Origin of the sequence: Pseudomonas sp. KCJK9016, assembly GCF_046231795.1 — a bacterium.
Taxonomy (GTDB): domain Bacteria; phylum Pseudomonadota; class Gammaproteobacteria; order Pseudomonadales; family Pseudomonadaceae; genus Aquipseudomonas; species Aquipseudomonas bananamidigenes.
The window spans coordinates 1-22,391 of record NZ_JBJJMM010000006.1 but is presented as its reverse complement, the minus strand read 5'-3'; the positions used below and the strand labels follow the sequence as shown (position 1 = coordinate 22,391).

Sequence of the window (22,391 nt, the reverse complement as noted above, 5' to 3'; positions counted from 1 at the left end):
CATGGCCGGACCACCGGACGGCGCCCAGAATGCGCCGCCTCATTTGTCACTGTTTTGCGAGGTTGCTCATGTACACCGCCATCGGTTATGCCGCTCAAACGGCCACCACTCCCCTCGCCCCGATGAAGTTCGAACGCCGCAGCCCTAGCCCCGACGACGTCGTCATCGACATTCTGTATTGCGGCGTCTGCCATTCCGACATCCACCAGGCCCGAAATGAATGGGGCATCGCCGTATACCCGTTGATGCCTGGCCACGAGATCGTCGGAAAAGTCACCGCCGTCGGTACGAATGTCACCAAACACAAAGTAGGCGATCTGGTGGGTGTCGGCTGCATGGTCGACTCCTGCCGCACCTGCGAAGCCTGCCAGTCGAACCTGGAGCAATATTGCCTCGAAGGCCCGACCATGACCTATGCCACGCCGGACCGGGTCGACGGCAGCAACACCATGGGCGGTTATTCGGACAGCATCGTGGTCAGTGAACACTTCGTGGTGCGCATCCCCGAAAAACTGGATCCGGCGGCTGCCGCGCCGATTCTCTGCGCGGGCATCACCACTTACTCGCCGCTCAAGCACTACGGCGTGAAGGCCGGCGACAAGGTCGGGATTCTCGGCATGGGCGGCCTCGGCCACATGGGCATCAAGTTCGCCAAAGCCATGGGCGCCGAAGTGACGCTGTTCACCCGCTCGGCAAGCAAGGCCGAGGAAGGTCGGCGCCAGGGTGCCGATCATGTGATCGTCTCCACCGATGAAGAACAGATGAAAGCCGCAGCCGGGCGCTTCGACTTCCTGCTCGACACCATTCCGGTGCAGCACGACCTCAACCCCTACCTCGACACCCTGCGCTTCGACGGCGTGCACATTCTGGTGGGTCTGATCGAACCGATCGATCCGCCGGTCCACGCCGCCAAACTGGTGCTGGGTCGCCGGGTGCTGGCCGGTTCGTTGATCGGCGGCGTCGCCGAAACCCAGGAAGTGCTGGATTTCTGCGCCGAGCACAACATCAGCTGTGACATCGAAATGCTCGACATCCGCCAGATCAACGAAGCCTACGCCCGCATGATCGCCGGTGACGTGAAGTACCGCTTTGTGATCGATATGGCGACCCTGAAGCTCTAAACCTTTAAACCAAGTTCTGCCGAGAGCCGGGCCGTGACCCCTTTGATCAGGGGAATCAGCTCGGCCATTTTTTCCAGCGGCATGTACGGCACGGTACTGGCGATGCTGATGGCCGCAACGATGCGTTTGCTCGCGTCGCGGATCGGCGCCGCCACGCAGCGGATCGACGGTTCGTTGTCTTCCAGATCGAATGCATAGCCACCGGCCACGTATTCCACCATGCGCTGTTCGAGCTGCTCCCACGACTGCTGGGGATGCTGCGGCCAGAACTGACTTTTCCCACCCGCCGGCAGGCTGATGTCATACAAACGCTGCCAGTCCTGCGGCGCGTCATCCAGCATCAGCGCCTTGCCGATTCCGGTCCGCGCCAGCGGCATGCGGTGGCCGACCCGCGAGCGCATTTCCGGGCCGTTGCGCCCCGGATTCTTCAACAGATAAAGCACCTCGTCTCCCTCGCGGATCCCCAGGTGAACAGTATCGCCGGTCAGCGCTGACAACTCGTCCAGATACGGCCCGGCCAATGTCGCCAGCGGTAACTCTTCACGCGCCTGGAAACCCAGTTCGATCAGTTTCGGCCCCAGCAGATAGCCGACTTGCGGCACCACCCGCAGGTAGCGCTCATCCACCAGGCAACTGGCCAGACGATGGGTGGTGCTGCGCGTGGTGCCGATCAGGCGGGCAATTTCTTTGAGATCGCGGGCGCCACTGGCGACAGCCTGCACCACCCCCAGCCCGCGAAGCAGGGTCTGGGTGCCGGTCGGCGCGGCGTCCTTGGCATTTTTCGGGGCGTCTTCCTGCATATCCAGCCTTTAGCGTTAAGCGAGGGAACGGGCGGCATTATGGTCGCCCGACAGGGACGACTACAACTCGATGCGCTCGACCTTGCCCACCAGCAGCACGTAGGACAATGCACCGATCAAGGCCAGAACCGCGATGTAGGTGATCGCCGGTGCGAACGAATCGCCGCTGGCCAGGAAGCCGATGACAATCGGCGTGGCAATCGCCGACAGATTGCCGATGAAGTTGAACACCCCACCGGTCAAGCCCAGCAACCGCGCCGGCGCCAGCGTCGAAACCAGCGACCAGGTGATCGACGCCAAACCGTTGCCGAAGAACGCCAGGGCCAGGAAAGCAATCACCAGCGGCGTCGACTCAACGAAATTGGCGCCGATGATCGAGGTGGAAATCAGCAACCCGCCAATGATCGGCAACTTGCGCGCAAACCCGACGGTGCAGCCGCGGCGAATCAGGAAGTCGGAAAAGAACCCCGAACACAGCACGCCGATGAACGCGGCAAGAAACGGCAGCGACGCCAGCAGGCCGGACTTGATGAAGTCCATGCCGCGATACTTCACCAGATAGGTCGGGAACCACGTCAGGAAAAACCACAGCGTCGAGTTCAGGCAGAACTGGCCGAGGTAAATCCCCCACAACTTGCGCTTGCTGAGGACGATGCCGAGATCGGCCCAGCTGAATTTTGCCTTCACTTTTGCGGTTTCGGCGGCAATGTCCACCAACCCGCCGCCCTCGCGGATCAAGTCGATTTCGCCTTCGTTGGCGCCTTTGAAATCACGCGGCTCGCGATACACCGCGTACCAGATCGCCGCCCACACGATGCCCACTGCGCCGGTCACGACAAACACCATGTGCCAGCCAAATTCATGTTGCAGCCACGCCAGCACCGGGGTCAGGAACGCCAGCCCGACAAACTGTCCAGACGTGTAGAAACCGATGGCCGTGGCCCGCTCGCGCTCGGGGAACCAGGTTGTCACTACGCGGCTGTTGATCGGATACGCCGGTGCTTCCAGCGCACCGACCGCCATGCGCAGCACGAACAGCGCGATGAAACTGGCGGCGAAACCGAGCATCACGGTGGCCAGCGACCACAGCAGTAATGCGACGCTATAAAGGATGCGCGGCGGCACCCGGTCCACCAGCCAGCCGCCGGGAATCTGCATGGCAGCGTAGGTCCAGCCGAACGCGGAGAAGATCAGCCCGACGTGCACCGGGTCGATGCCCAGTTCGGTGGTGAGCGCCGGGGCGGCAATCGACAGGTTGCTGCGATCGAGGTAGTTGATGACCACGGTGATGAACAGCAACACCATGATGAAAAACCGCTTGCGGCTGGGCGTGACTGACGTCGCTTGCCCGGTGAGGGTTTGCGGTTGCATGGGGAGCGCCTCTTCTTGTGTTTATTGAGGTCATTGATGCAAATCTCCCATCCATGGAGATCAAACCGGTGGGAGCGAGCCTGCTCGCGAAAGTGCCGGATCAGTCACATTGAAGTCGGATGTGACATAGCATTCGCGAGCAGGCTCGCTCCCACAGGGGAATGCAGGTGGGTCAGCGACTTACCACTCGGCAAAACTGCCATCGGCATGCCGCCAGATCGGGTTGCGCCAGCGGTGGCCGACCGCCGCGCGTTCGATCACGTACTCCTCGTTGATCTCGATCCCCAGCCCCGGGCCGTCGGGGATCTTCACGAAGCCTTTGTCGTAATCGAACACCCGCGGATCCTTCACATAATCGAGCAGGTCATTGCTCTCGTTGTAATGGATGCCCAGGCTCTGTTCCTGAATGAATGCGTTGTAACAAGCGGCGTCCAGTTGCAGACACGCCGCCAGCGCAATCGGCCCCAGCGGGCAATGCAGCGCCAGCGCCACGTCGTAGGCTTCAGCCATGTTGGCGATCTTGCGGGTCTCGGTGATGCCGCCGGCGTGGGAAGCATCCGGCTGGATGATGTCGACGTAACCTTCGCTCAACACCCGTTTAAAGTCCCACCGGGAAAACAGTCGCTCGCCGAGGGCAATCGGTGTGCTGGTCAGCGGCGCCAATTCTTTCAGCGCTTCGTAGTTTTCGCTGAGCACCGGCTCTTCGATGAACATCAACTTGTACGGATCAAGTTCCTTCATCAGCACCTTGGCCATGGGTTTGTGCACCCGGCCATGGAAGTCGACGCCGATGCCGACGTTCGGACCCACCGCATCGCGCACGGCGGCGACGTTGGCCAGCGCCAGATCGACTTTCTCGAAGGTATCGAGAAATTGCAGCTCTTCGGTGCCGTTCATTTTCACCGCAGTGAAACCACGGCCCACCGCCTCTTTCGCGGCCCGCGCGGTGTCCGCCGGACGGTCACCACCGATCCACGAATACACGCGGATCTTGTCCCGCACCTGACCGCCGAGCAGATCACTGACCGACACGCCAAGCGCCTTACCCTTGATGTCCCACAACGCCTGGTCAATGCCGGCCAGCGCGCTCATGTGGATGGCGCCGCCCCGGTAGAAGCCGCCGCGGTACAGCACGGTCCAGATGTCCTCGATATTGCGTGGGTCTTTGCCGATCAGGTAGTCGGACAATTCCTCGACCGCAGCGGCGACGGTGTGGGCCCGGCCTTCAACCACAGGCTCGCCCCAACCCGTCACGCCCTCATCGGTTTCAACTTTCAGGAAGCACCAGCGCGGCGGGACGATGAAGGTGGTGAGTTGGGTGATTTTCATCTTTTTGTCTCTCTTGTTAGATGCAGCGCACGCAGCGCCGGAAAAGTCTTAGTGAAGGGCTTTCCAGGCCGCCACGTAGGCCCTGGCATTGGCCGCCACTTGCTCGGTCGTCATGCCCGGTTTGAACAGCCCGGAGCCGAGGCCGAAGCCTTTGACGCCGGCGTCGATGAACGCCTGCATGTTGTCCGGGGTGATGCCGCCGACGGGCGCCAGAATCGTCCCGACCGGCAACACCGCCAGCCAGGCTTTCACCACCGCAGGTCCCATCTGCTCGGCCGGGAACAGCTTGAGAATGTCTGCGCCCTCCTCCAGCGCTGCAAAGGCTTCGGTCGGTGTGGCAACACCCGGCGACAGGTACAGCCCCGCCGCTTTTGCAGCCCGCAACACCTTGGCATCGCTGTGAGGCATGACGATGACCTGACCGCCGGCCTCCTTCACCAACTCCACCTGTCCCGGAGTCAGCACCGTGCCGGCACCGATCAGGCAATCGGCGGGCAGGGTCTTGCGCAGGATGCGAATGCTTTCGTACGGCGCAGGGGAATTGAGCGGTACTTCGATGACGCGAAATCCGGCGGCATACAGGACTTCTCCGACAGCTGCGGCTTCCTGCGGATGCAGGCCGCGCAGGATCGCGATCAGACCGTTTTGTGCCAGTGCTTGCTTGAGCATGTCAGGCCTCCAGTCAGGGTTAACGGGATGAGGAATCGATCAGTCCGGCGGCGAGGGCCAGTTGCCACAACCCACGCTCGGTGGCCTGTTCGGCCAGAGTCACCCTGGCGAAACCGCAGGCATCGAGGGCACGGCTGTAACGGGCGCACAACTGCGGGTTGCCGACGAGAATGATCGAAGGAAGATGTGCGCTGTTGCGCCGGTGTCGTTGCACGGTGGCCAACGCTGTCAGTTCATGACCGATCAGCAGCCCGGACAGATAGTCCGGTTGTGCGGTGGCGCTGAGTTCACCGGTCAGGCCCAGGCTGCGGGCGCTGAACAACGTCGATAGCACGCCAATCTCGCCTTCCGCCGACAATGCCACCTGCACGCCACGATCAAAGGCCTCGCCATCGAACGTGGCGCTGTGCTGTTGGGTACGGCCAAGAATGCTGTGTTCGCTGAGCACGGCGAACACTTCGCCGGTCATGAAGGTGTCGAAGCGGATGATGCAGCCGTCGGCCACTTCCACCCATTTCGAATGACTGCCCGGCAGGCCGATCAGCAGATCATTGCCCGACTCGACCGGCAGATTCTGCAGGACGCCGAGGACCTGGGTTTCTTCGCCGCGCATCACATTCGGCAACGTTGAGCGCTGAATCACACCCGGCACGATATGCACATCGACACCACGAAGACTGTGAACGGTCTGCAGGGTTTTTCCGAGATCGGCCACATTGGCCGGCGTATCGCGGTAGGACGCTTCGCGCCAGCCCTGGGCGCTGCCGACCATGCCGCAAGCAATCACCGGCAAGTCGGGTTGCGCGTCGAGCCAGTCACCGCACGCCTCATCGAATGCCAGTTCAAATCCATCGGCGCATTCACGACCGTTGAGGGTTCGCGGCGTCTTCGGCAACTGCATGATCCCGAACGACAGCGAACGCTGCGCCAGTACCTGTCCGCCCGCCCCGAGTTTGTAAGCACGCAGGGAGGTCGTCCCCCAATCGAGCGCGATCAATTGCGCCAGCATCGCTTCACCTGTTTTGTTATTGGCAGTGAGTGAGCCGGACTATAAACCTGGGCGCAGCAAAATCTCAATATATAAATATCATTCCCATATTATGGGATGCGGGTAAAAAAATACTGCAGGCTGAAACAGCGTCTGCAGTATTGTCGGTGCGGCTCAATTGCCCTCGGCAAACTCCCGCAGCACCTTGCCATCCATGCGATACCTCACCCACTCTTCCTGCGGCTGGGCACCGAGGGATTTGTAGAATTCGATGGCCGGGGTGTTCCAGTCCAGAACGCTCCACTCGAAGCGGCCGCAGTCGTTGGCGCAGGCGATTTTCGCGAGGTGGCGCAACAAGGTTTTGCCGGCACCGCCGCCCCGTTGCTCCGGGGTGATGTAGAGGTCTTCGAGGTACAGGCAATTGCTACCCAGCCAGGTCGAATAACTGAAGAAGAACACCGCAAAGCCGATCGGCAGCCCATCACGCAGGCAAATCAGGCCGTGAGCGGTGGCGCCTTCGCTGAACAGGCTGCGTTCGATGTCGGCGACACTGGCGATGACTTCGTGACGGGCCTTTTCGAAGTCTGCAAGTTCAGTGATGAACGCGAGGATTTGCGGCGCATCGCTGGGGGTCGCCGGGCGGATTTCGATCGTCATGGACGGGCCTTGTCGGAAAAAGGAAAACGCCATACTAAGGCGGCGCGCAGCGCTCGTCACATGGCAATCCACAGATTAGGCTAGTGCCGCCGGTCACTCGAAAGGACGCCCATGAACAACTTGGCTTTTTCACCCCTCGCGGAACTCGCCGCCGAACTGCTGCCCTACGCGCTGGAGCCATCGGAGGACGGCGCCCATGACTTGTCGCACCTGCAGCGGGTCTGGCACAACGCACGCACCCTGCAGACTGAAGAAGGTGGCGACCTTGAGGTGCTGTTGGCGGCCGTGCTGCTGCACGATTGCGTGGCCGTGGAAAAGAACTCGCCATTGCGCTCACAGGCTTCGCGCCTGGCAGCGGAGAAAGCATCGATGGTGCTGGCAAACCTCAACTGGCCCGAAAGCAAAATCAGCGCCGTCATCCACGCCATCGAAGCCCACAGCTTTTCCGCGAACATTTCCCCGCATACCCTCGAAGCCAGAATCGTCCAGGACGCCGACCGTCTCGACTCTCTCGGCATGCTCGGCGTCGCCCGCACCTTCTACACTGCCGGGCGGATGGGCAGCGCGCTATACGATCCGCAGGACCCCGAAGCCGGGGAAAGGGACTACGACGACAAGCGATTCTGCCTCGACCATTTCCAGACCAAACTGATTCATCTGGCCGACGGTTTCCAGACCGCTGCCGGCCAGCGTCTGGCACAGGTCCGCCATAAACGCCTGAAAGGTTTCATGGAGCAATTCAAGGAAGAGATCGGCGTCGTCTGAAAGCCTTACTCCGGTCAATCACGATCCTGAGATCGCCAAGCTCAGACCTAAACCACGGGACTGACGTGTTAGATAGATGACGCTCAATTTTTCCGGTCAAGGAACCGCGTCATGCCTCAAGCAACACCCCGGGTCTCGGGCAAACTGTTCGGCCTGTTCTGCCTCGCCAGTTATCTGTTGTCGCTGTCCTATGGCGCGACGTTTTTGCTCTCGCTGCTGATCGGTTCTCGCGGCGGCAACGAGCACGATGCCGGCAGCGTGATCAGTGCGGCGATGCTCAGCACCTTCGTTGCGGTGCTGATGTCCGGGCATTTGTCAGACTGGCTGGGTGCGGCGCGCTCGATTGCGCTGTTCGGTCTGTTGCTGGCAGCGGCAAGCCTCGGGTTTGCCATGACGCCGGGCTTCGGCCATCTGCTGCTGTTTTTCGGGTTGCTGCTCGGCTTGGGTTGGGGCGTGTTCTACACGCTGGGGCCGATCATTGTCGCCAGCCTGGTCAACCCGGCGCAGCGGGCGAAATACTTTGCTCTGCTGTCCGGCAGCATGATGACCGGGATCGGCAGCGGCCCGCTGCTGGGCCGGGCGGCCAGTGCGCTGGGATGGCCGGTCACCTCGGCGTTCTTTCTGGCGGCTGCGGCGAGCCTGGTCGGCGTGCTGCTGTTCTGGCGTCTCGGCGCCCGTCTGAAAAGTACACAAGCGGCGTCAGCGGCAAAAATCAGCTGGCTGGCGACTGCTCAGGTGCTCAGTTCCCGCGCGGTGTTTCCGATCATCATGGTCGGCCTCGGCGGGTGCGTGTTCGGTGGTCTGTCGAGTTTCCAGACCAGCTACGCCGCTGCCCGTTCGCTGGACTATTCGCTGTTCTTCCTGGGCTTCATGAGTGCGGCCATCAGCAGTCGGATGTTGATCGCAGGTCATGTGGTCAAGCGTGATCCGCTGCGCGCCTCCTGTCTATTGTCGGGGTTGATGCTGGGTTCGATCGTGCTGTTCGCGTTCGGCGTGCAGAGCGGTTTCAGTTATCTGCTGGCGGCGGTGATGCTCGGTGTCGGATATGGCCTCACCTACTCCGTCATCAACGGACTGGCGGCCAACGAAGCGCCGCCCGGCACGACATCGCAAGCGCTGCTGTTATTCAGCCTTTCGTACTTCATCGGGGTCTTCGGTTTCCCGCTGCTGGCCGGGACAATCATCGTCGAGCACGGCATGGCGACCCTGTTGCTGACGGTGCTGGCCGTGGCGGTGCTGAACTGGTCGATCACCATCGGCCGCTTGTTCTGGCGCAAGATCTCGGCAGAACGCGCTCTGACGAACTGAACCGTTCGTCATTCAATCGGCACCTATGCCACGGGCGGGCAGACCAAGTTCAGGTAAGGATTCCAATCACTGGAGACATACCATGATCTCGTCAAGGTTGACCGCTTTCGTTTTTGCCACCCTGATCGGCCCTGTGGCGTTCGCTGCAACCGCCACCGGCACAGGCCCCACCGATCCTGTCACGCCGCCGCGCGCCCCTGCGATCAACAGCGCGCCGGGGATGAACACCGACGGCTCGGGTGTTCCACTGATCAATCAGCCGCCGGCCACCGGAACCGATCCGCGCACCCAGGGCAATGATCCCGGTCGCCAGGGCGGGATGAACACGCCGGATGCCCCGACCACTCCCGACAACTCCGGCTCCGGTATCGGTTCGAAAACCACGACAGGTGGTTCGGGCTCCGAGGGCACCGGTCAGTAATGTTCAAGGAGAAATACCATGCCTCGTGGAAGCAAAGCCAAGTACACCGCCGAACAGAAACGCAAGGCCGAACACATCGAAGACAGCTACGAAAAGAAAGGTGTCTCGAAGGATGAAGCCGAGGCACGCGCCTGGGCGACGGTCAACAAACAGTCCGGTGGCGGCGAGAAGGCCGGCGGTTCCGGGCGCCGGAAACCGGCCAGCGCCAAATCCGAAGACCGCAAGGAATCGGCGCGGCGCGCAGCGGTGAGTCGTGAGGGACACTCGCGCAACAGCAAAGCTTCGCGGGACGTGCAGACGGTGGAGAGCCTGCGCAAGGAAGCCCGGGAACGGAACATTCCCGGGCGCTCCTCGATGCGCAAGGACGAGCTGATAGCGGCGCTGCGCAAGGCGAGTTGAATCAGGCTTTGTCCTTCGCGAGCAGGCTCGCTCCTACACCACAGGTGAGAACAGCGCAGTTCAACTGTGGGAGCGAGCCTGCAATCGATCAGTGATCGCAGGTCTCACGGATCAATGCATCGACTTCATCGCCCCCCGGCGCGGTCGCCGGCCCCCAACGGGTCACGGCCAACGCAGCCGCAGCGTTGGCGCGCCTTGCGGCTTCGTGAGCCGTCAATCCGTGTGCCAGCCCGGCCACAAATACGCCCGCATGGGCATCGCCCGCGCCGTTGCTGTCAACGGCCTGCACCTTGAAGCCGGGCACATGCCGACGTTCACCGTACTGATGAATCCAGCAACCCTGCGGCCCGTCGCGCACCACCATCAGCGCGCCCGCCGGCAGGTGCACGGTCAGCCGGTCCAGTGCTGTTTCGATGTCCGCTGCACCCGTGAAACGCAATGCCTCGACACTGTTGCTGGTCCACACGTCGATACGCGGCAACAAGGCCTGCATCATCGGTGAGTCCGGTGACTCCACCAGCGGACCCGGATCGAACACCACGTTGATTGCCTTCGGCAGCGCCAGCGTCCAGTCCAGCAACGACTGAGCCTTGCCGCTCTGCAGCAGGCTGTAGCCACTGACGTAGACATAATCCCCCGCCTCCGCGGCAACGCTGTTCAGTTCTGCGGCCGTCACTTCACCTTCAGCACCGATACAGGAAATGAAACTGCGCTCCGCCGAGGCATCGGTCAGCGCCACGCAGATGCCGGTGTCGCGCTCGGCAGGTTGTTCGATGCCGATGCGGATGCCTTCGGCATTCATCGCTTGCCGCGCCAGATCACCGAAACGACCGTTGCCGTGGCGACCCAGATAGACCACCGGCAAACCATTGCGCACAGCGGCAGCCATCACATTGAAACCACCGCCGGCTTCGAAACTGGCGGACTGCGCCAGCACATCGCCGCCGATTTGTGGCAGCGCCTCCACGGCCATGACCAGGTCAATGATGACCTGGCCGGTGTGCAACATCTTAGGCATGTGCATTCTCGGTTTGCGCGGCGCGGCGGTCTTTCGCCCCGCCAAGTACGAAGTAAATGCCGCCGGCCACCACGAAGGTCACGATCCAGCCGAGGCCGTTATGGCCCAGCCAGGAATCGGACAGGAAACCCTTGAACCAGATGTTTTCGGCGGTGGTGCCGATGGTGGTGAAACTGAAGCCCAGCACGATGGCAATCGCCCACGCGCCGAATGCGCGCCACTCGATGCCGCCGCTGTACCAGTAGGCGCTGCTCGGGCTGACGTCGAGCAGGTCTTTGGGGCTGTAGTAGTGACGGTGAATCAGATCGACCACGAAGATCCCGACCCACGCAGTGATCGGCACCGCCAGCAGCGAAATGAAGGTGATGAACGGGCCGTAGAAACTGTCGGCGATCAGCATGAAGTAGATCGAACCGGCGAAGATCGCGACGATGTCGACCACAACCGCGTACACGCGCTTGACCTTCAGGCCAAGGGTCAGCGTGGTCAGACCGGCGGAGTACACCGACAGGTTGTTCGACAGCAGCAGACCGCCGAACGCGGTGATCAGATACGGCACGGCCATCCAGGTCGGCAACATGTCACGGATCGCCACGATCGGGTCAGTGGCGGAGGCCAGATCGTTGTTGCCCACCGACAGCAGACCGCCGAGGGTGATCAGCAGCACCAGCGGAATCCCCGCGCCGAATGCCGCCGAAGCCACCAGTCGCACAGCCTTGACGCTGCGATGCTGATAGCGCGACATGTCGGCGCCGGCATTGGCCCAGCCAATCCCCGTGCCGGCGGCCATGGTGCCGATGCCGATGATCATCGCGCTCATCGGCGCCGGCGTGGCGTTGAACACCGCGCTCCAGTCGATGGTCGCGCAAAGGAAGCCACCGACCAGAATGTTCAGCGCGCCGAACACGTAGGTCGCCCACTTCTGGATCACCAGCAACGTGGCGTGGCCAAGGCCCGACACCGACAGGGTCAGCAGCACGAAAATCGCGATGAAAATCAGGGTCAGCACCGGCGCGCTTTTGGCTTCCACCGGCGAGCCGAACAGGATCGAGCACAGCGACAAAAGCACGAACGCCGCCGTGGTGGTGTTGACGGTCTCCCAGCCCAGACGCGACATCAGTGACACCAGCGTCGGGCCGATATTGCCGCGCACACCGAAGATCGCCCGGGACAAGGTCAGGCTCGGCGCACGGCCGCGACGACCGGCAATCGAGATGATCCCCACCACTGCGAACGAACCGGCAGCACCGAGGATCGCGACGATGATCGCCTGCCAGATCGCCAGCCCGCGAAACGCCACCAGCGTGGCGCCCAGCGGCAGGCCGAGAATGGAAATATTGGCCGCGAACCAGACCCAGAACAGTTGCAGCGGATGGCCGTTGCACTCGCCTTCCGGCACTGGCTCGATGCCCCGGGTTTCCAGTTGCCCGGCACTTTGCCCGGCGTTCGATGAACTCATGAGAGATGCTCCTGTTGCCCTTATTGTGGTTGTCGGCAAGACGGATGGTTGAAGTGTGGCGGGCGGCGTTTCAGCGCAGCGCGAGGAGTCCTTTCACCAACGGTTCCAGCTCCAGATCGTTGACGGTTTTGACGGTTTCAATCATCGCCGCCGGCCAGCTCTCAAGGCCCAGGCTGGCCCCGAGCATGGCGCCGAGAATCGCGGCGATGGTGTCAGTGTCGCCACCCAGGCTGGCGGCCAGGCACAGCGCGTCGAACGGCGTCATTTCACCGACCGCGACTTGCTGCGCGAGGGCGAACGACACCACCACCGATTCCTGCGACGCCACCGAGGTGCCGATCACGTCGTACAGCAGATCCGCGAGCAGCACCGGGTCGCTCTCGACACTGATGCTGCGCGCCCAACTGATCCTTGAGGCGATGCGCCCGCCGGCCACCCAGTGCCCGTGTGATTCAGCTTGCTGGGCGATCTGCTGGCCGAGGTTGAGCGCCTCGCCCAGATCCAGGCCGTTGATGCCCGCCGAAACCACTGCCGCCACCGCTGCCGCGCTGGCAATCCCCAGCGTGGTGTTGTGAGTGACCTGGCAGGCCTGCACCACCGCCGCGATAAACCGCTCGGGGTCGGCAACATTCGCCGCGATCCCCACCGGAGTGATGCGCATCGCCGCGCCGTTGGTGGTGCCATAGCGTCCGGCCTCTTCCGGCGAATGGCCGGCGAGGATCATTTCGATCGCACGCTTGGTCGACGGGCCGAGCAAGTCCTGAGAACCCTTGGCCTGCATCTCGGCTTCCCACTCGATCAGCCGTTGCGCGAGCACCGCCGGCTCGATCCGCCCCGAGCCTTCGACCAGCAGCTCGCCGACCAGAATCGCCTGTTCGGTGTCGTCGGTGATCGAGCCCCTGGGCATGTTCGCGGCAATTGGCTGCAAGGGACCGGCGTCTTGCAGGTCGGTGATCCGGCCGAAGCGTTGCCTGATGGTTTCGCGGTTCAGGGATTGCGTCGGCATGCCCAGCGCGTCGCCGAGGGCCAGGCCGTAAAACGCGCCGAGGGCACGGTCGAGTGCGGTCATTTCGATTCTCCGAACTGCAGGTGCAGACGAAAATGCACCGGATCGAGCAGGCTTTCGACCTGTTCCATGAAACGGTTATGCCGGTCGTAGGTGGTACGCAGTGCCTTGAGAAACACCGTGCCTTCGGGACGACCCAGCAGTTCGGCGTCCACGGCATTGAGCGGTTCGGCGCCGATCCACTGATCGCCGCGTTCTCCGATGTAGCCGTAAGCCGCCAGGGTAATGGTCAGGGAATTGTCGATCAGACCGACCCGCGGCAGGCTTTCCAGGCCTCCGGTGGCGGGCATCAGAGAACGTTCAAGGGACACCGCCGTGCCGTCATTGGAACGGCGACGGCGGTCGAGGGTGATGAACTGGTCGGTGCCGAAGCGCGGCAGCAGATCAGGCCGGGTCACGGCCTCCAGGCGCAGCACCTCGGTGTTGATCAGCGCCCCGCTGTCGGCCAGGGCCTGGGCCCAGCCGCTGCGCTGATCGAGCACCACACCGTCGAAAGTGACGATGGAACCGACCCCGCTTTGCGTGGCGATGTAGTTGCGCCGTTTCAGTTCGGCCAGCGCTTCGCGCAACGTGCCACGGCTGACGTTGAATTCCTGAGCCAACTGATGTTCGCCGGGCAACAGAAAGCCGTCCTCCATGAGACCGCTTTCGATGCGCCGGACGAGCTCGTCGACCACCCGTTGCTTCTTGTCAAATCGTACCTGTCTAATCATGTACAAAGTGATAACCGAAACAGGCTGAAACGAGCAAGGGAAATTTAAGGGAAGTGACAGAAGGCGGGAAGTCGGCGCGATGCCTGTGGGAGCGAGCCTGCTCGCGAACGCGGTATCTCTGACACACTGATATTGAATGTGCCGAAGCCTTCGCGAGCAGGCTCGCTCCCACAATGGAGTGGTTGTGTCAGCGCTGCTTGAGGCGGTCGATCACCACAGCCAGCAGCAGAATCGAACCCCGAATCACATACTGATAAAACGTGTCGATATTCTTCAGGTTCATCGCATTCTCGATAATCGCCAGAATCAACACCCCGGCAATCACATGGCGGATCATCCCGATCCCGCCACTCAGCGACACCCCGCCCAGTACACAGGCCGAAATCACCGTCAGCTCGAACCCTTGCCCGATCATCGGCTGCCCGGACGTCATCCGCGAAGCCAGAATCACCCCCGCCAAGGCGCCGATCACCCCATGCACGGCGAAGATGATGATCTTGGTGCGATCGACATTCACACCCGCCAGCAACGCCGCCTCCTGATTACCACCGATGGCCATGGTGTTGCGCCCGTAGGTCGTGTAATTCAGCAACCAACCGAAAAACAGGAAGCAGACAATGGTGATCAGGATCGGCACCGGCACGCCGAACAACTGGCCGTTGCCGAACACGAAGAACGACTCCTGGGACACGCCCACCGCTTTGCCGTTGGCAAAAATGTAGGCCAGACCACGGACGATCTGCATGGTCGCCAGCGTCGTGATCAGCGCATTGACCCGCAACTTGGCAATCACGATGCCGTTGATCAGCCCGACGATCAGCCCCATCACCAGCGCCGCGCTGACGCCGAGAAACACACTGTTGGTGTCGCGCATCACCACCGCCGCGACCACGCCGGCGCAGGCAATCACCGAACCCACCGAAAGGTCGAAATGCCCCGATGCCAGGCAATACAGCATGGTGCATGCGGCAATCCCGGTGGTGGAAATCGCCAGGCCCAGGCCACGCATGTTCAGCGGCGACAGGAAGTTGTCGATCAGCAAAGTACAGGCGAGGAAGATTCCGATCGCCGCCAGCAACATGACCCAATCATCGAGGAAGCGCCGCATATCCAGAGGTTTGCGCGCGGTCGGCAGGGTTTCGTTTTGGGTTGTCATCATAGTCACCTCTCAGTTCGCCGCGCCGCTGACGCGATGGCGCGGCAAAGCCAGTTGCAGCAGGTTGGATTCATTGGCCTGGTCGCGGCTGACTTCGCCACGCAGGGCGCCCTCGCACAGCACCAGAATGCGGTCGGAAATGCCCATCACTTCCATCAGATCGCTGGACACCACAATCACCGAAATGCCGTCGGCGGCCAGGTTATGAATGATTTGATAGATCTCGGCCTTGGCACCGATATCGATGCCCCGGGTCGGCTCGTCGAGCAGCAGGACTTTCATCGGCATCGACAGCCAGCGGCCGAGAATCGCCTTCTGCTGATTGCCACCGGAAAGGAACTTGATCGGCTGGCCGGCGTGTGGGGTTTTCACTTTCAGGGACTTGATCTGTTTGTCGGCGTTGCCCTTTTCCCAGATCCCGCGCAACAGGCAACCGAGGCCGGCATTGGCGCCACGCGCACTGATGTTGATGTTCTCGGCGACACTGGCGAGCGGGATGATGCCTTCCTTCTTGCGATCCTCCGGGCACAGCAGAATCCCGGCAGCAATCGCATCCCGGGGTGATCGCAGTTTCAGTTCATGCCCGCGCAGCTCCAGGCGTCCAGCGGTGCTGCGTTCCAGGCCGCTGAGCAGGCGAAACAGCTCGGTGCGCCCGGCCCCGACAAGTCCGAACAACCCGAGAATCTCGCCCTTGTGCGCATCGAAACTGATCGGCTCACGCAGCCCCGGGCCGAGCAATCCATCGACTCTCAGCGCCACTGCACCACGGGGGCGACCGCGATAATCGTAGATGTCCTGAATGTCGCGCCCGACCATGCAGGTCACCAGTTGATCGTGGGTCAACTGGCTCATGTCGTCGAAGGTCCGCACGTAGCGACCGTCCTTGAACACCGTCACCGCGTCGCAGATGCGGAACACTTCTTCCATGCGATGGGAGACGTAGAGCACGACTTTGCCCTCGTCGCGCAGCCGACCGATGATCGCCATCAAACGGTCGATCTCTCGCGCCGACAAGCTGCTCGTCGGCTCATCGAACGCGATCACATGGGCACCGCGGGACAGCGCCTTGGCGATTTCCACCAGTTGCCGCTGACCAAGGGACAGGCGCCCGACTTTGGTCTGCGGGTCGATTTCATCGGCCAGGCCTTTGAGGCAAGCCAATGCTTGCTGGCGCAGCACGCCACGATTGATCAGGCCAAAACTGGCCGGCAGGTGGCCGAGGAACAGGTTCTCGGCCACAGTCATTTCCGGCACCAGATGCAGCTCCTGGTGAATCACCGCCACGCCGCTGCCGATGCTGTCGGCGGTGGACCTGAAGGCCATCGTCCGCTCACCGATCTGCAGTTCGCCGCTGCTGGGAATGTAGGCGCCGCCGAGGATTTTCAGCAGGGTCGATTTGCCGGCGCCATTCTCGCCCATCAGGGCGTGAACCTGCCCGGGATGAGCGACGAAGCTGATGCCGTCCAGCGCCTTCACGCCGGGAAAGGTCTTGCCGATACCTTTGAAACGCAGGCTGCCGCCGGAGCTGTGTTGTGTCTGTACTTGCGCGTGCATATCGCCACCTCTTCACACCGATCGAGCAGCCATCAATTCCACAGGCCGATTTTTTCCAGCTCTTGCTTGAAGTTGTCGCGGGTGATCAGGGTGACGTCGTCCATCGCGGTGTACTTTGGTGGTTCTTTGCCGGTGGTGACCCACTCGTACATCATCTCCGCGGTCTTGTAGCCCTCGATATGCGGGCTTGGCAGCATCGAACCGTAGAAGCCGCTGTTGGGCTTTTTCAGCTCGCCAATGGCGTCGGTGCCGTTGATGCCGATACCGATCACGTTGGCGGCGGCAAACCCGGCAGCTTCGGTGGCGCGCACGCCGCCCAGCACGGTGTTGTCGTTCATGCCGCCGATGATCAGGTTTTTCGCCGCGCCCGGCAGCTTGACCAGCGCCGAGTTGGTAGCGTCCATGCTGCCCGGTACATCGAGGGTTTTCAGGGCGGCCGTCAGAATGTGCTCTTTCGGCAGACCGGCGTCTTCGAGGGCTTTCATCGAACCGTCGGTGCGCTTCTTGCCGGTGTCGAGTTCGTTGTAGGTGTTGACCACCGCGTAGGTGTCTTTCCAGTCCCAGTTACGCTTTTTCGCCTCGGCCACCATGGCGGCGCCCTGCTTCTGGCCGACTTCGAACGCGGCCATGCCGAGGTACGGCACGTCTTCCATGAACTTGCCGCCGGCGTCGACGAAACGGTCGTCCACCGCGATCACTTTCAGGTCATTGAGCTTGGCCTTGGCCATGATCGCCGGGCCGAGGGACACGTCCGGCGGGCAAATCACAAAACCCTTGGCGCCGTTGGCCGCGAGGCTGTCGATGGCCGAGAGGGTTTTCTCGCCGTCCGGTACGGCAATCTTGATCAGCTCGAAGCCTTTGTCCTTGGCCGCTTTTTCGGCGAAAGCCCATTCGGTCTGGAACCAAGGCTCTTCGGCCTGCTTGACCAGAAAACCGATTTTCACCGGATCGGCGGCCAGCAGTGAAGCGCTCAGGCTGAACGCAGTGACCGCCAGCGCGGCACTGCACAGGGTACGAATCCCGAAACGACGTTTCATAAGCAGACTCCTTGTTATTTTTCTTGAGCGTTATTTGAAAAGCGTTGAAGCGGTCGATGCATGTTCCGGCAAATCATCCAGACAATAGTCATATCGTATGATGATTGGATTTCAGGCGGACTGTTCCATCTGAAATCCGGCTTTTCAGTCGTGGTACATCACCGAGCGACCACCATCGATGGTGATGCACGAGGCATTGATGAACGGCGCTTCGTCGCTGGCCAGGAACACCGCGGTCATCGCCACTTCAATCGGCTGACCGATGCGTTTGGGCGGATGCAGATCGAAGGCGCGCTGGCGTTCGGCGTGCGGGTCGGCAAACCCGTTCCAGTAATCGACGTTGAGCTGGGTTTCGATGTAGCCCGGGGCGATGGCGTTGACGCGAATGCCCTTGGGCGCGTACTCGATGCCCAGCGCCCGGGTCAGGCCGAGCAAGCCGTGCTTGGCCACCGGATACGGAAAGCAACCGGGAATGATGTTGGTGGAATGGGTCGAGGCAATGTTGATGATGCTGCCGATGCCTTGCTCGATCATTTGCGGTAACACGGCCTTGCAGCCGTACCAGGCGCCGTCGAGATCAATGGCGAAGCAGCGTTTCCAGTCTTCTTCAGTCATTTCCAGCGGATCGCGGAACACGTTGACCCCGGCGCAATTGACCAGCACGTCGATGCGACCGTGCAGCTCGATGGCCAGTCCGGCCATGGCGTGCAGGTCCTGCTGGCGCGACACATCGGCCTTGATCGCTTGCACATCGGCGCCCTGCTCGCGCCAGTGCGCAGCGACTTTCTCGACCTTTTCAGCCTGGATATCGCTGATCACCAGTTTGGCCTGCTGCGAGGCGAAGGCCGCGACGATGGCTTCGCCGATGCCTTGGGCGGCGCCGGTCAGCAGCACGACCTTGTTTTTCAGACGCTCGCCTTTGGGCGGCTCGGGCACCGGCGGCAGGGACAGAGGTTCAGCCATGAATCAGGACTCCTGTTCGAAAGCATAAAAAAACCGGGCATCTGACGATGTCCGGTCCGGAAGGCTTTTTGAACGAAACAGGCAAGCGCCGCTGACGGCTTCGGGCCGTTGCGAAACGCTGACTCCGCTTGGGAGTGCGAGTGGAATTCGCTGCATCACTTCACCTGTTTTGTTCTTTTTAAGTGTGAGTGCGTGTTACTGCTGGAGCCGACTATAAACCCGACCACCAAATAATCTCAATATATAATTTTGCATCCCATATTTTGGGATTTAATCAGCAAAACGTGTACAGAGTTTTCCGGCGACGTCCACTCGCAACGACAGCACGGCGCCATCCAGCGGGTGGTTCAATGGACTTTTGGCGCTGGTGATGTACAGGGTTTTCAGGTCGGCACCGCCGAATACACAACTGGTGGGGCGACTGATCGGCAGGTCAATCTTGCGGTCGATCGTGCCATCCGGCGTCAGGCGCAGCAGGCAACTGCCATCCCAGCGGGCGTTCCACACAAAGCCTTCGGCATCCATCGCCGAACCGTCCGGGTCGCCATTCCGATCGGCGCCGTACCAGGGCCGGGCCGTGTCGAGGTTGCCATCGGTGTGAATGAAGTAGCGGTACAACGTGCTATCGAGGCTGTCACCGAACAACAGCGTGGTGCCGTCGTCGCTCCACAGCAGCGTGTTGGGAATGCCCAGGCCGCGCAGCAACGGCGTGACTCTTTTATCCGGATCAATCCGGAACAATCCACCGGAGCGACGAGTGACCGGCAGGTCCTCGCCCTGCTCGCCGATATTGTTTTGCATGGTGCCGAGCCACAAGCGGCCCTGGCCATCGCAACGTGCCTCGTTGGCACGGTTGCCCGGTTGCGGATCGGCGACGCAGAACAGCGTCAGTCGCGGCTCAAGTCCGGGGGAATTCAGATCGAGTCGGTAGACGCCGCTGCTCAGGGTCACCAGGGCATCGCCGCTGGCGCAGGGAATGAACGCCGAGACGTGTTCCGGCATCTGCCAGATCTGCACATTCTGCCCGATCAGCCGTAGCGCCTGCCTGCCGGCGATGTCCACCCAGTACAGCGCCTGGGTCGGTGCGTCCCAGAACGGGCCTTCGCCCAGTTGCGCCCGATGCTCTGTCACCGCAGTCAACGTCATGCAACCTCCTGTCTTGTTGTTTTGGTCAGCTGGCTTTTTTGTCGGCCATCACCTGCGGGTAGAACCGCTTGATGACCAGGTCGGCGTTGTCGATCAGCGTCATGCAGGCCCACACCCCGCGCGCGGCATCCCGGGCAGCGATGGCGTCGGCCATGTCTTTGTGGATGGGCAAGGTGCGGCGCAACTCGTCGGGGTCGGCCGCGGACACTTCGAAGGACACGGCGAGCAGCGCGCCGAGGGCCGGCACCATCTGCTCGATGAATTGATTGTGGCTGGCGGCGAGGATGCATTCGTGGAAGAACTGGTCGGCGCGGTTGTAATCAATGCCGCTGTCCACCGCCCTTTCGAGAGCGTTGTAGGCTTGCCGTACAGCTTGCACCTGCTCGACGGTCGCCCGCTCGCAGGCCCAGCGCACCGCCATCGGTTCGATGGTGCGGCGCAGGTCGAGCAGGTCATCGACGAAGTTTTCCGGCAGACCGCTGCGTGACAGCCAGCCCACGACTTGCGGATCGAACAGGTTCCAGCGCTTGATCGGCAACACGCGGGTGCCGACTTTCGGCCCGACTTCGAGCATGCCTTTGGCGACGAGGGTCTTGATGGCTTCGCGGATGACGGTGCGGCTGACGCCGAGCTGCTCGCCCAGCTCAGCCTCGACCTTGATCGCCTGCCCCGGTTTTACCTGGCCGGCGGCAATCCAGGCACCCAGCCAGTCAACCGTTGATGCGTGAAAACTGCTCGACATGGACACCCCGACGCCGTTCGCTGTGGGTGTCTACGCTAATGATCATATGATTGGGAGTCAACGACAAAAAACCGCAGCCTGTTTTCACAGACTGCGGTTTTTTTAAGGTTCGAGGCCGATGGGAAAGAACTCGCCACCGCTCCAGACGCCGAGCCAGCGCTGGCCGTCGATTTCTCGGCTGACCGCCAGCTCCACCAATTGGTAGAACACATTGCGGTGGATCAGTGCTTCGAGGTTGGTGCGTACATGCACGTAGGGGGCAGGTTCTTGGGTGACCGGGTCGATCTCGACCCGGATCGGATGTTCAGCGCCGGCCTCGGTGGTTTCATCGACGTTGGTGGTAAAGCGCAGCACTTGCGCCTCACCCTCGCCGTCCACCTCGACGGCAATCGCCACGAAGGGCGCGTCATCGACCTTGATCCCGACTTTCTCGACCGGAGTAATCAGGAAGTAGTCATCACCATCGCGGCGGATGATGGTGGAAAACAGCTTGACCATCGGCTTGCGCCCGATCGGCGTCCCCAGATAAAACCAGGTGCCGTCCCGGGCGATGCGCATATCGATGTCGCCGCAGAAATCCGGGTTCCACAAGTGCACCGGCGGCAAGCCTTTGGTTTTGGGGATTTGCCCCAGCAGGTCATTGGCTTTTTGCGGGCCACTCATGGCGTACTCCTTGATTTACTGGTCCCCGACGCCCAGCAGGCTGCGCGCGTACTGCGCAAGCGGTGGGCCGATCAGGTCTTCGGGCTTGTTGTCGTGGAACGTCAGTAAACCGCCACGACTCTTGATCCGTGCAGTATCGATCAAATACTGGGTGCTGGTCTCGATCAACATGATCTGAATCACGCCGCCGTCGATACCGAGGCGATCCACGGCTTCCTGATCCAGCCACTCATCGGAGTTGCCGATGCGATCGTCAGCCTTGGCGAAGCGGGTATACAGCAGGTAGTGAGCGCCGGCGTCGCGGGCTTCGCCCATCGCCTGGTCGAGGCCCTCCGGCGCACGGGCGCGGCGGACCATCGGGAAGTATTCGACGAAGCCTTTGAAGGCCTCTTCGGCCACAACGTTGGGACGCGGGTAAGAACCACCCGGCGGTGCGAACGAGCCTTGCGCGATGTAGATGAACGAATCCGGCTGAATGCGGAAATTGTTCACGCGGCGGCTGTCGCTGTGATCCAGCAAGCCCGCATCGCTCATCTGGTAGCGAGTCCCTTCGGCCATGTCACTGACAGTCATACAGCCGCCCAGCGCCAAAACGGCCAGCAGCAAAACCAGGCTACGCATCCTAATCCTCCAGAAGCCGGTGACGGAAAACCGGCGAATGGCCGTAGGATGCAGCTTTTGCGCCAGTCCTTGGAAATGAACAGGTATCCGTTTTGAAATAAGACTTTTACGGCGGGAGATTCAACCCCCGATGTTTTTCTTTACGGTGGTGTCGCCGGCGGACGCGACCTCCCTCTTGTCTCCCCAAGCCATTCCCCCCACCCCTTCCCACCCCCCCCCCCCCCCCCCACCCCCCACCTACCCCCGCCCCCCCCCCCCCGCCACTCCTCTCCAACGCCCCTCTCCCTCTCCCTTATCCACACCTCCCGCTGCCGCCCCACAGCCTCGCCCCCCCCCCCCCCCCCCCCCCCCCCCCCCCCCCACCCCCCCCCCCCCCCCCCCCCCCCCCCCCCCCCCCCCCCCCCCCCCCCCCCCCCCCCCCCCCC

23 protein-coding genes are annotated in these 22,391 nt (G+C 61.9%); 5 read left to right on the top strand and 18 right to left on the bottom strand.

Annotation, left to right across the window (positions count from 1 at the left end):
- Positions 1–68: 68 nt before the first annotated feature.
- Entirely contained in the window at positions 69–1,121 is a 1,053-nt protein-coding gene (locus ACK6BI_RS07270) for an NAD(P)-dependent alcohol dehydrogenase (protein WP_409316517.1), read from the top strand.
- On the opposite strand, the gene ACK6BI_RS07265 is transcribed toward ACK6BI_RS07270, so the two are convergent.
- The 6 genes from ACK6BI_RS07265 to ACK6BI_RS07240 all read right to left on the bottom strand — a co-directional run bounded on the left by ACK6BI_RS07265 (position 1,118) and on the right by ACK6BI_RS07240 (position 6,935).
- On the bottom strand, positions 1,118–1,921 hold the full coding sequence (locus ACK6BI_RS07265; RefSeq protein ID WP_409316516.1) for an IclR family transcriptional regulator: 804 nt from the start codon (positions 1,919–1,921) through the stop codon (positions 1,118–1,120). The two genes, ACK6BI_RS07270 and ACK6BI_RS07265, sit on opposite strands and share 4 nt — an antisense overlap.
- Before the next feature lie 60 nt (positions 1,922–1,981).
- A complete protein-coding gene (locus tag ACK6BI_RS07260; protein WP_409316515.1) occupies positions 1,982–3,292 on the bottom strand; it encodes an MFS transporter in 1,311 nt (436 codons plus the stop codon).
- 180 nt (positions 3,293–3,472) lie between these two features.
- On the bottom strand, positions 3,473–4,621 hold the full coding sequence (gene dgoD, locus ACK6BI_RS07255) for a galactonate dehydratase (protein ID WP_409316514.1): 1,149 nt from the start codon (positions 4,619–4,621) through the stop codon (positions 3,473–3,475).
- 48 nt (positions 4,622–4,669) lie between these two features.
- On the bottom strand, positions 4,670–5,290 hold the full coding sequence (locus ACK6BI_RS07250; protein WP_409316513.1) for a 2-dehydro-3-deoxy-6-phosphogalactonate aldolase: 621 nt from the start codon (positions 5,288–5,290) through the stop codon (positions 4,670–4,672).
- 19 nt (positions 5,291–5,309) lie between these two features.
- Positions 5,310–6,299: a 2-dehydro-3-deoxygalactonokinase gene (locus ACK6BI_RS07245; RefSeq protein ID WP_409316512.1), complete on the bottom strand. Its 990-nt coding sequence runs from the start codon at positions 6,297–6,299 to the stop codon at positions 5,310–5,312.
- A 153-nt stretch (positions 6,300–6,452) separates the two neighbouring features.
- On the bottom strand, positions 6,453–6,935 hold the full coding sequence (locus tag ACK6BI_RS07240) for a GNAT family N-acetyltransferase (protein WP_039770630.1): 483 nt from the start codon (positions 6,933–6,935) through the stop codon (positions 6,453–6,455).
- A 111-nt stretch (positions 6,936–7,046) separates the two neighbouring features.
- Here ACK6BI_RS07240 and ACK6BI_RS07235 point away from each other — a divergent pair, with 111 nt between their 5' ends.
- The 4 genes from ACK6BI_RS07235 to ACK6BI_RS07220 all read left to right on the top strand — a co-directional run bounded on the left by ACK6BI_RS07235 (position 7,047) and on the right by ACK6BI_RS07220 (position 9,828).
- Positions 7,047–7,700: an HD domain-containing protein gene (locus ACK6BI_RS07235; protein WP_409316511.1), complete on the top strand. Its 654-nt coding sequence runs from the start codon at positions 7,047–7,049 to the stop codon at positions 7,698–7,700.
- A 111-nt stretch (positions 7,701–7,811) separates the two neighbouring features.
- A complete protein-coding gene (locus tag ACK6BI_RS07230; protein WP_409316510.1) occupies positions 7,812–9,008 on the top strand; it encodes an MFS transporter in 1,197 nt (398 codons plus the stop codon).
- An 82-nt stretch (positions 9,009–9,090) separates the two neighbouring features.
- Complete coding sequence (locus tag ACK6BI_RS07225; protein ID WP_409316509.1) at positions 9,091–9,429, top strand: hypothetical protein; 339 nt, start codon at positions 9,091–9,093, stop codon at positions 9,427–9,429.
- Positions 9,430–9,447: 18 nt separating this feature from the next.
- On the top strand, positions 9,448–9,828 hold the full coding sequence (locus ACK6BI_RS07220) for a Rho termination factor N-terminal domain-containing protein (RefSeq protein ID WP_409316508.1): 381 nt from the start codon (positions 9,448–9,450) through the stop codon (positions 9,826–9,828).
- Positions 9,829–9,916: 88 nt separating this feature from the next.
- Here ACK6BI_RS07220 and ACK6BI_RS07215 read toward each other — a convergent pair whose 3' ends face one another.
- The 12 genes from ACK6BI_RS07215 to ACK6BI_RS07160 all read right to left on the bottom strand — a co-directional run bounded on the left by ACK6BI_RS07215 (position 9,917) and on the right by ACK6BI_RS07160 (position 21,966).
- On the bottom strand, positions 9,917–10,846 hold the full coding sequence (locus tag ACK6BI_RS07215) for a PfkB family carbohydrate kinase (RefSeq protein ID WP_409316507.1): 930 nt from the start codon (positions 10,844–10,846) through the stop codon (positions 9,917–9,919).
- Positions 10,839–12,305 (bottom strand): purine-cytosine permease family protein, encoded by a 1,467-nt coding sequence (locus ACK6BI_RS07210; RefSeq protein WP_409316506.1) that lies wholly within the window; start codon positions 12,303–12,305, stop codon positions 10,839–10,841. The genes ACK6BI_RS07215 and ACK6BI_RS07210 overlap by 8 nt, the downstream gene beginning before the upstream one ends.
- A gap of 70 nt (positions 12,306–12,375) precedes the next feature.
- Entirely contained in the window at positions 12,376–13,374 is a 999-nt protein-coding gene (locus ACK6BI_RS07205; RefSeq protein ID WP_409316505.1) for an ADP-ribosylglycohydrolase family protein, read from the bottom strand.
- Positions 13,371–14,084, bottom strand: a complete 714-nt coding sequence (locus ACK6BI_RS07200) for a GntR family transcriptional regulator (RefSeq protein WP_409316504.1) — start codon at positions 14,082–14,084, stop codon at positions 13,371–13,373. Before ACK6BI_RS07200 ends, ACK6BI_RS07205 begins: the two co-directional genes overlap by 4 nt.
- Before the next feature lie 187 nt (positions 14,085–14,271).
- Positions 14,272–15,240, bottom strand: coding sequence for an L-arabinose ABC transporter permease AraH (araH, locus tag ACK6BI_RS07195; protein ID WP_409316503.1), 969 nt, complete (start codon positions 15,238–15,240; stop codon positions 14,272–14,274).
- 12 nt (positions 15,241–15,252) lie between these two features.
- On the bottom strand, positions 15,253–16,794 hold the full coding sequence (araG, locus tag ACK6BI_RS07190) for an L-arabinose ABC transporter ATP-binding protein AraG (RefSeq protein WP_409316502.1): 1,542 nt from the start codon (positions 16,792–16,794) through the stop codon (positions 15,253–15,255).
- A 32-nt stretch (positions 16,795–16,826) separates the two neighbouring features.
- Positions 16,827–17,831 (bottom strand): substrate-binding domain-containing protein, encoded by a 1,005-nt coding sequence (locus ACK6BI_RS07185; protein ID WP_409316501.1) that lies wholly within the window; start codon positions 17,829–17,831, stop codon positions 16,827–16,829.
- Positions 17,832–17,975: 144 nt separating this feature from the next.
- A complete protein-coding gene (locus tag ACK6BI_RS07180) occupies positions 17,976–18,794 on the bottom strand; it encodes an SDR family oxidoreductase (protein WP_409316500.1) in 819 nt (272 codons plus the stop codon).
- A 270-nt stretch (positions 18,795–19,064) separates the two neighbouring features.
- Positions 19,065–19,940, bottom strand: coding sequence for an SMP-30/gluconolactonase/LRE family protein (locus ACK6BI_RS07175; protein WP_409316499.1), 876 nt, complete (start codon positions 19,938–19,940; stop codon positions 19,065–19,067).
- A gap of 25 nt (positions 19,941–19,965) precedes the next feature.
- Positions 19,966–20,682, bottom strand: coding sequence for a FadR/GntR family transcriptional regulator (locus ACK6BI_RS07170; protein WP_409316498.1), 717 nt, complete (start codon positions 20,680–20,682; stop codon positions 19,966–19,968).
- A 102-nt stretch (positions 20,683–20,784) separates the two neighbouring features.
- Complete coding sequence (locus ACK6BI_RS07165; protein WP_409316497.1) at positions 20,785–21,345, bottom strand: DUF1285 domain-containing protein; 561 nt, start codon at positions 21,343–21,345, stop codon at positions 20,785–20,787.
- Positions 21,346–21,360: 15 nt separating this feature from the next.
- Positions 21,361–21,966, bottom strand: coding sequence for a DUF4823 domain-containing protein (locus ACK6BI_RS07160; protein WP_007950810.1), 606 nt, complete (start codon positions 21,964–21,966; stop codon positions 21,361–21,363).
- Positions 21,967–22,391 lie beyond the last annotated feature (425 nt).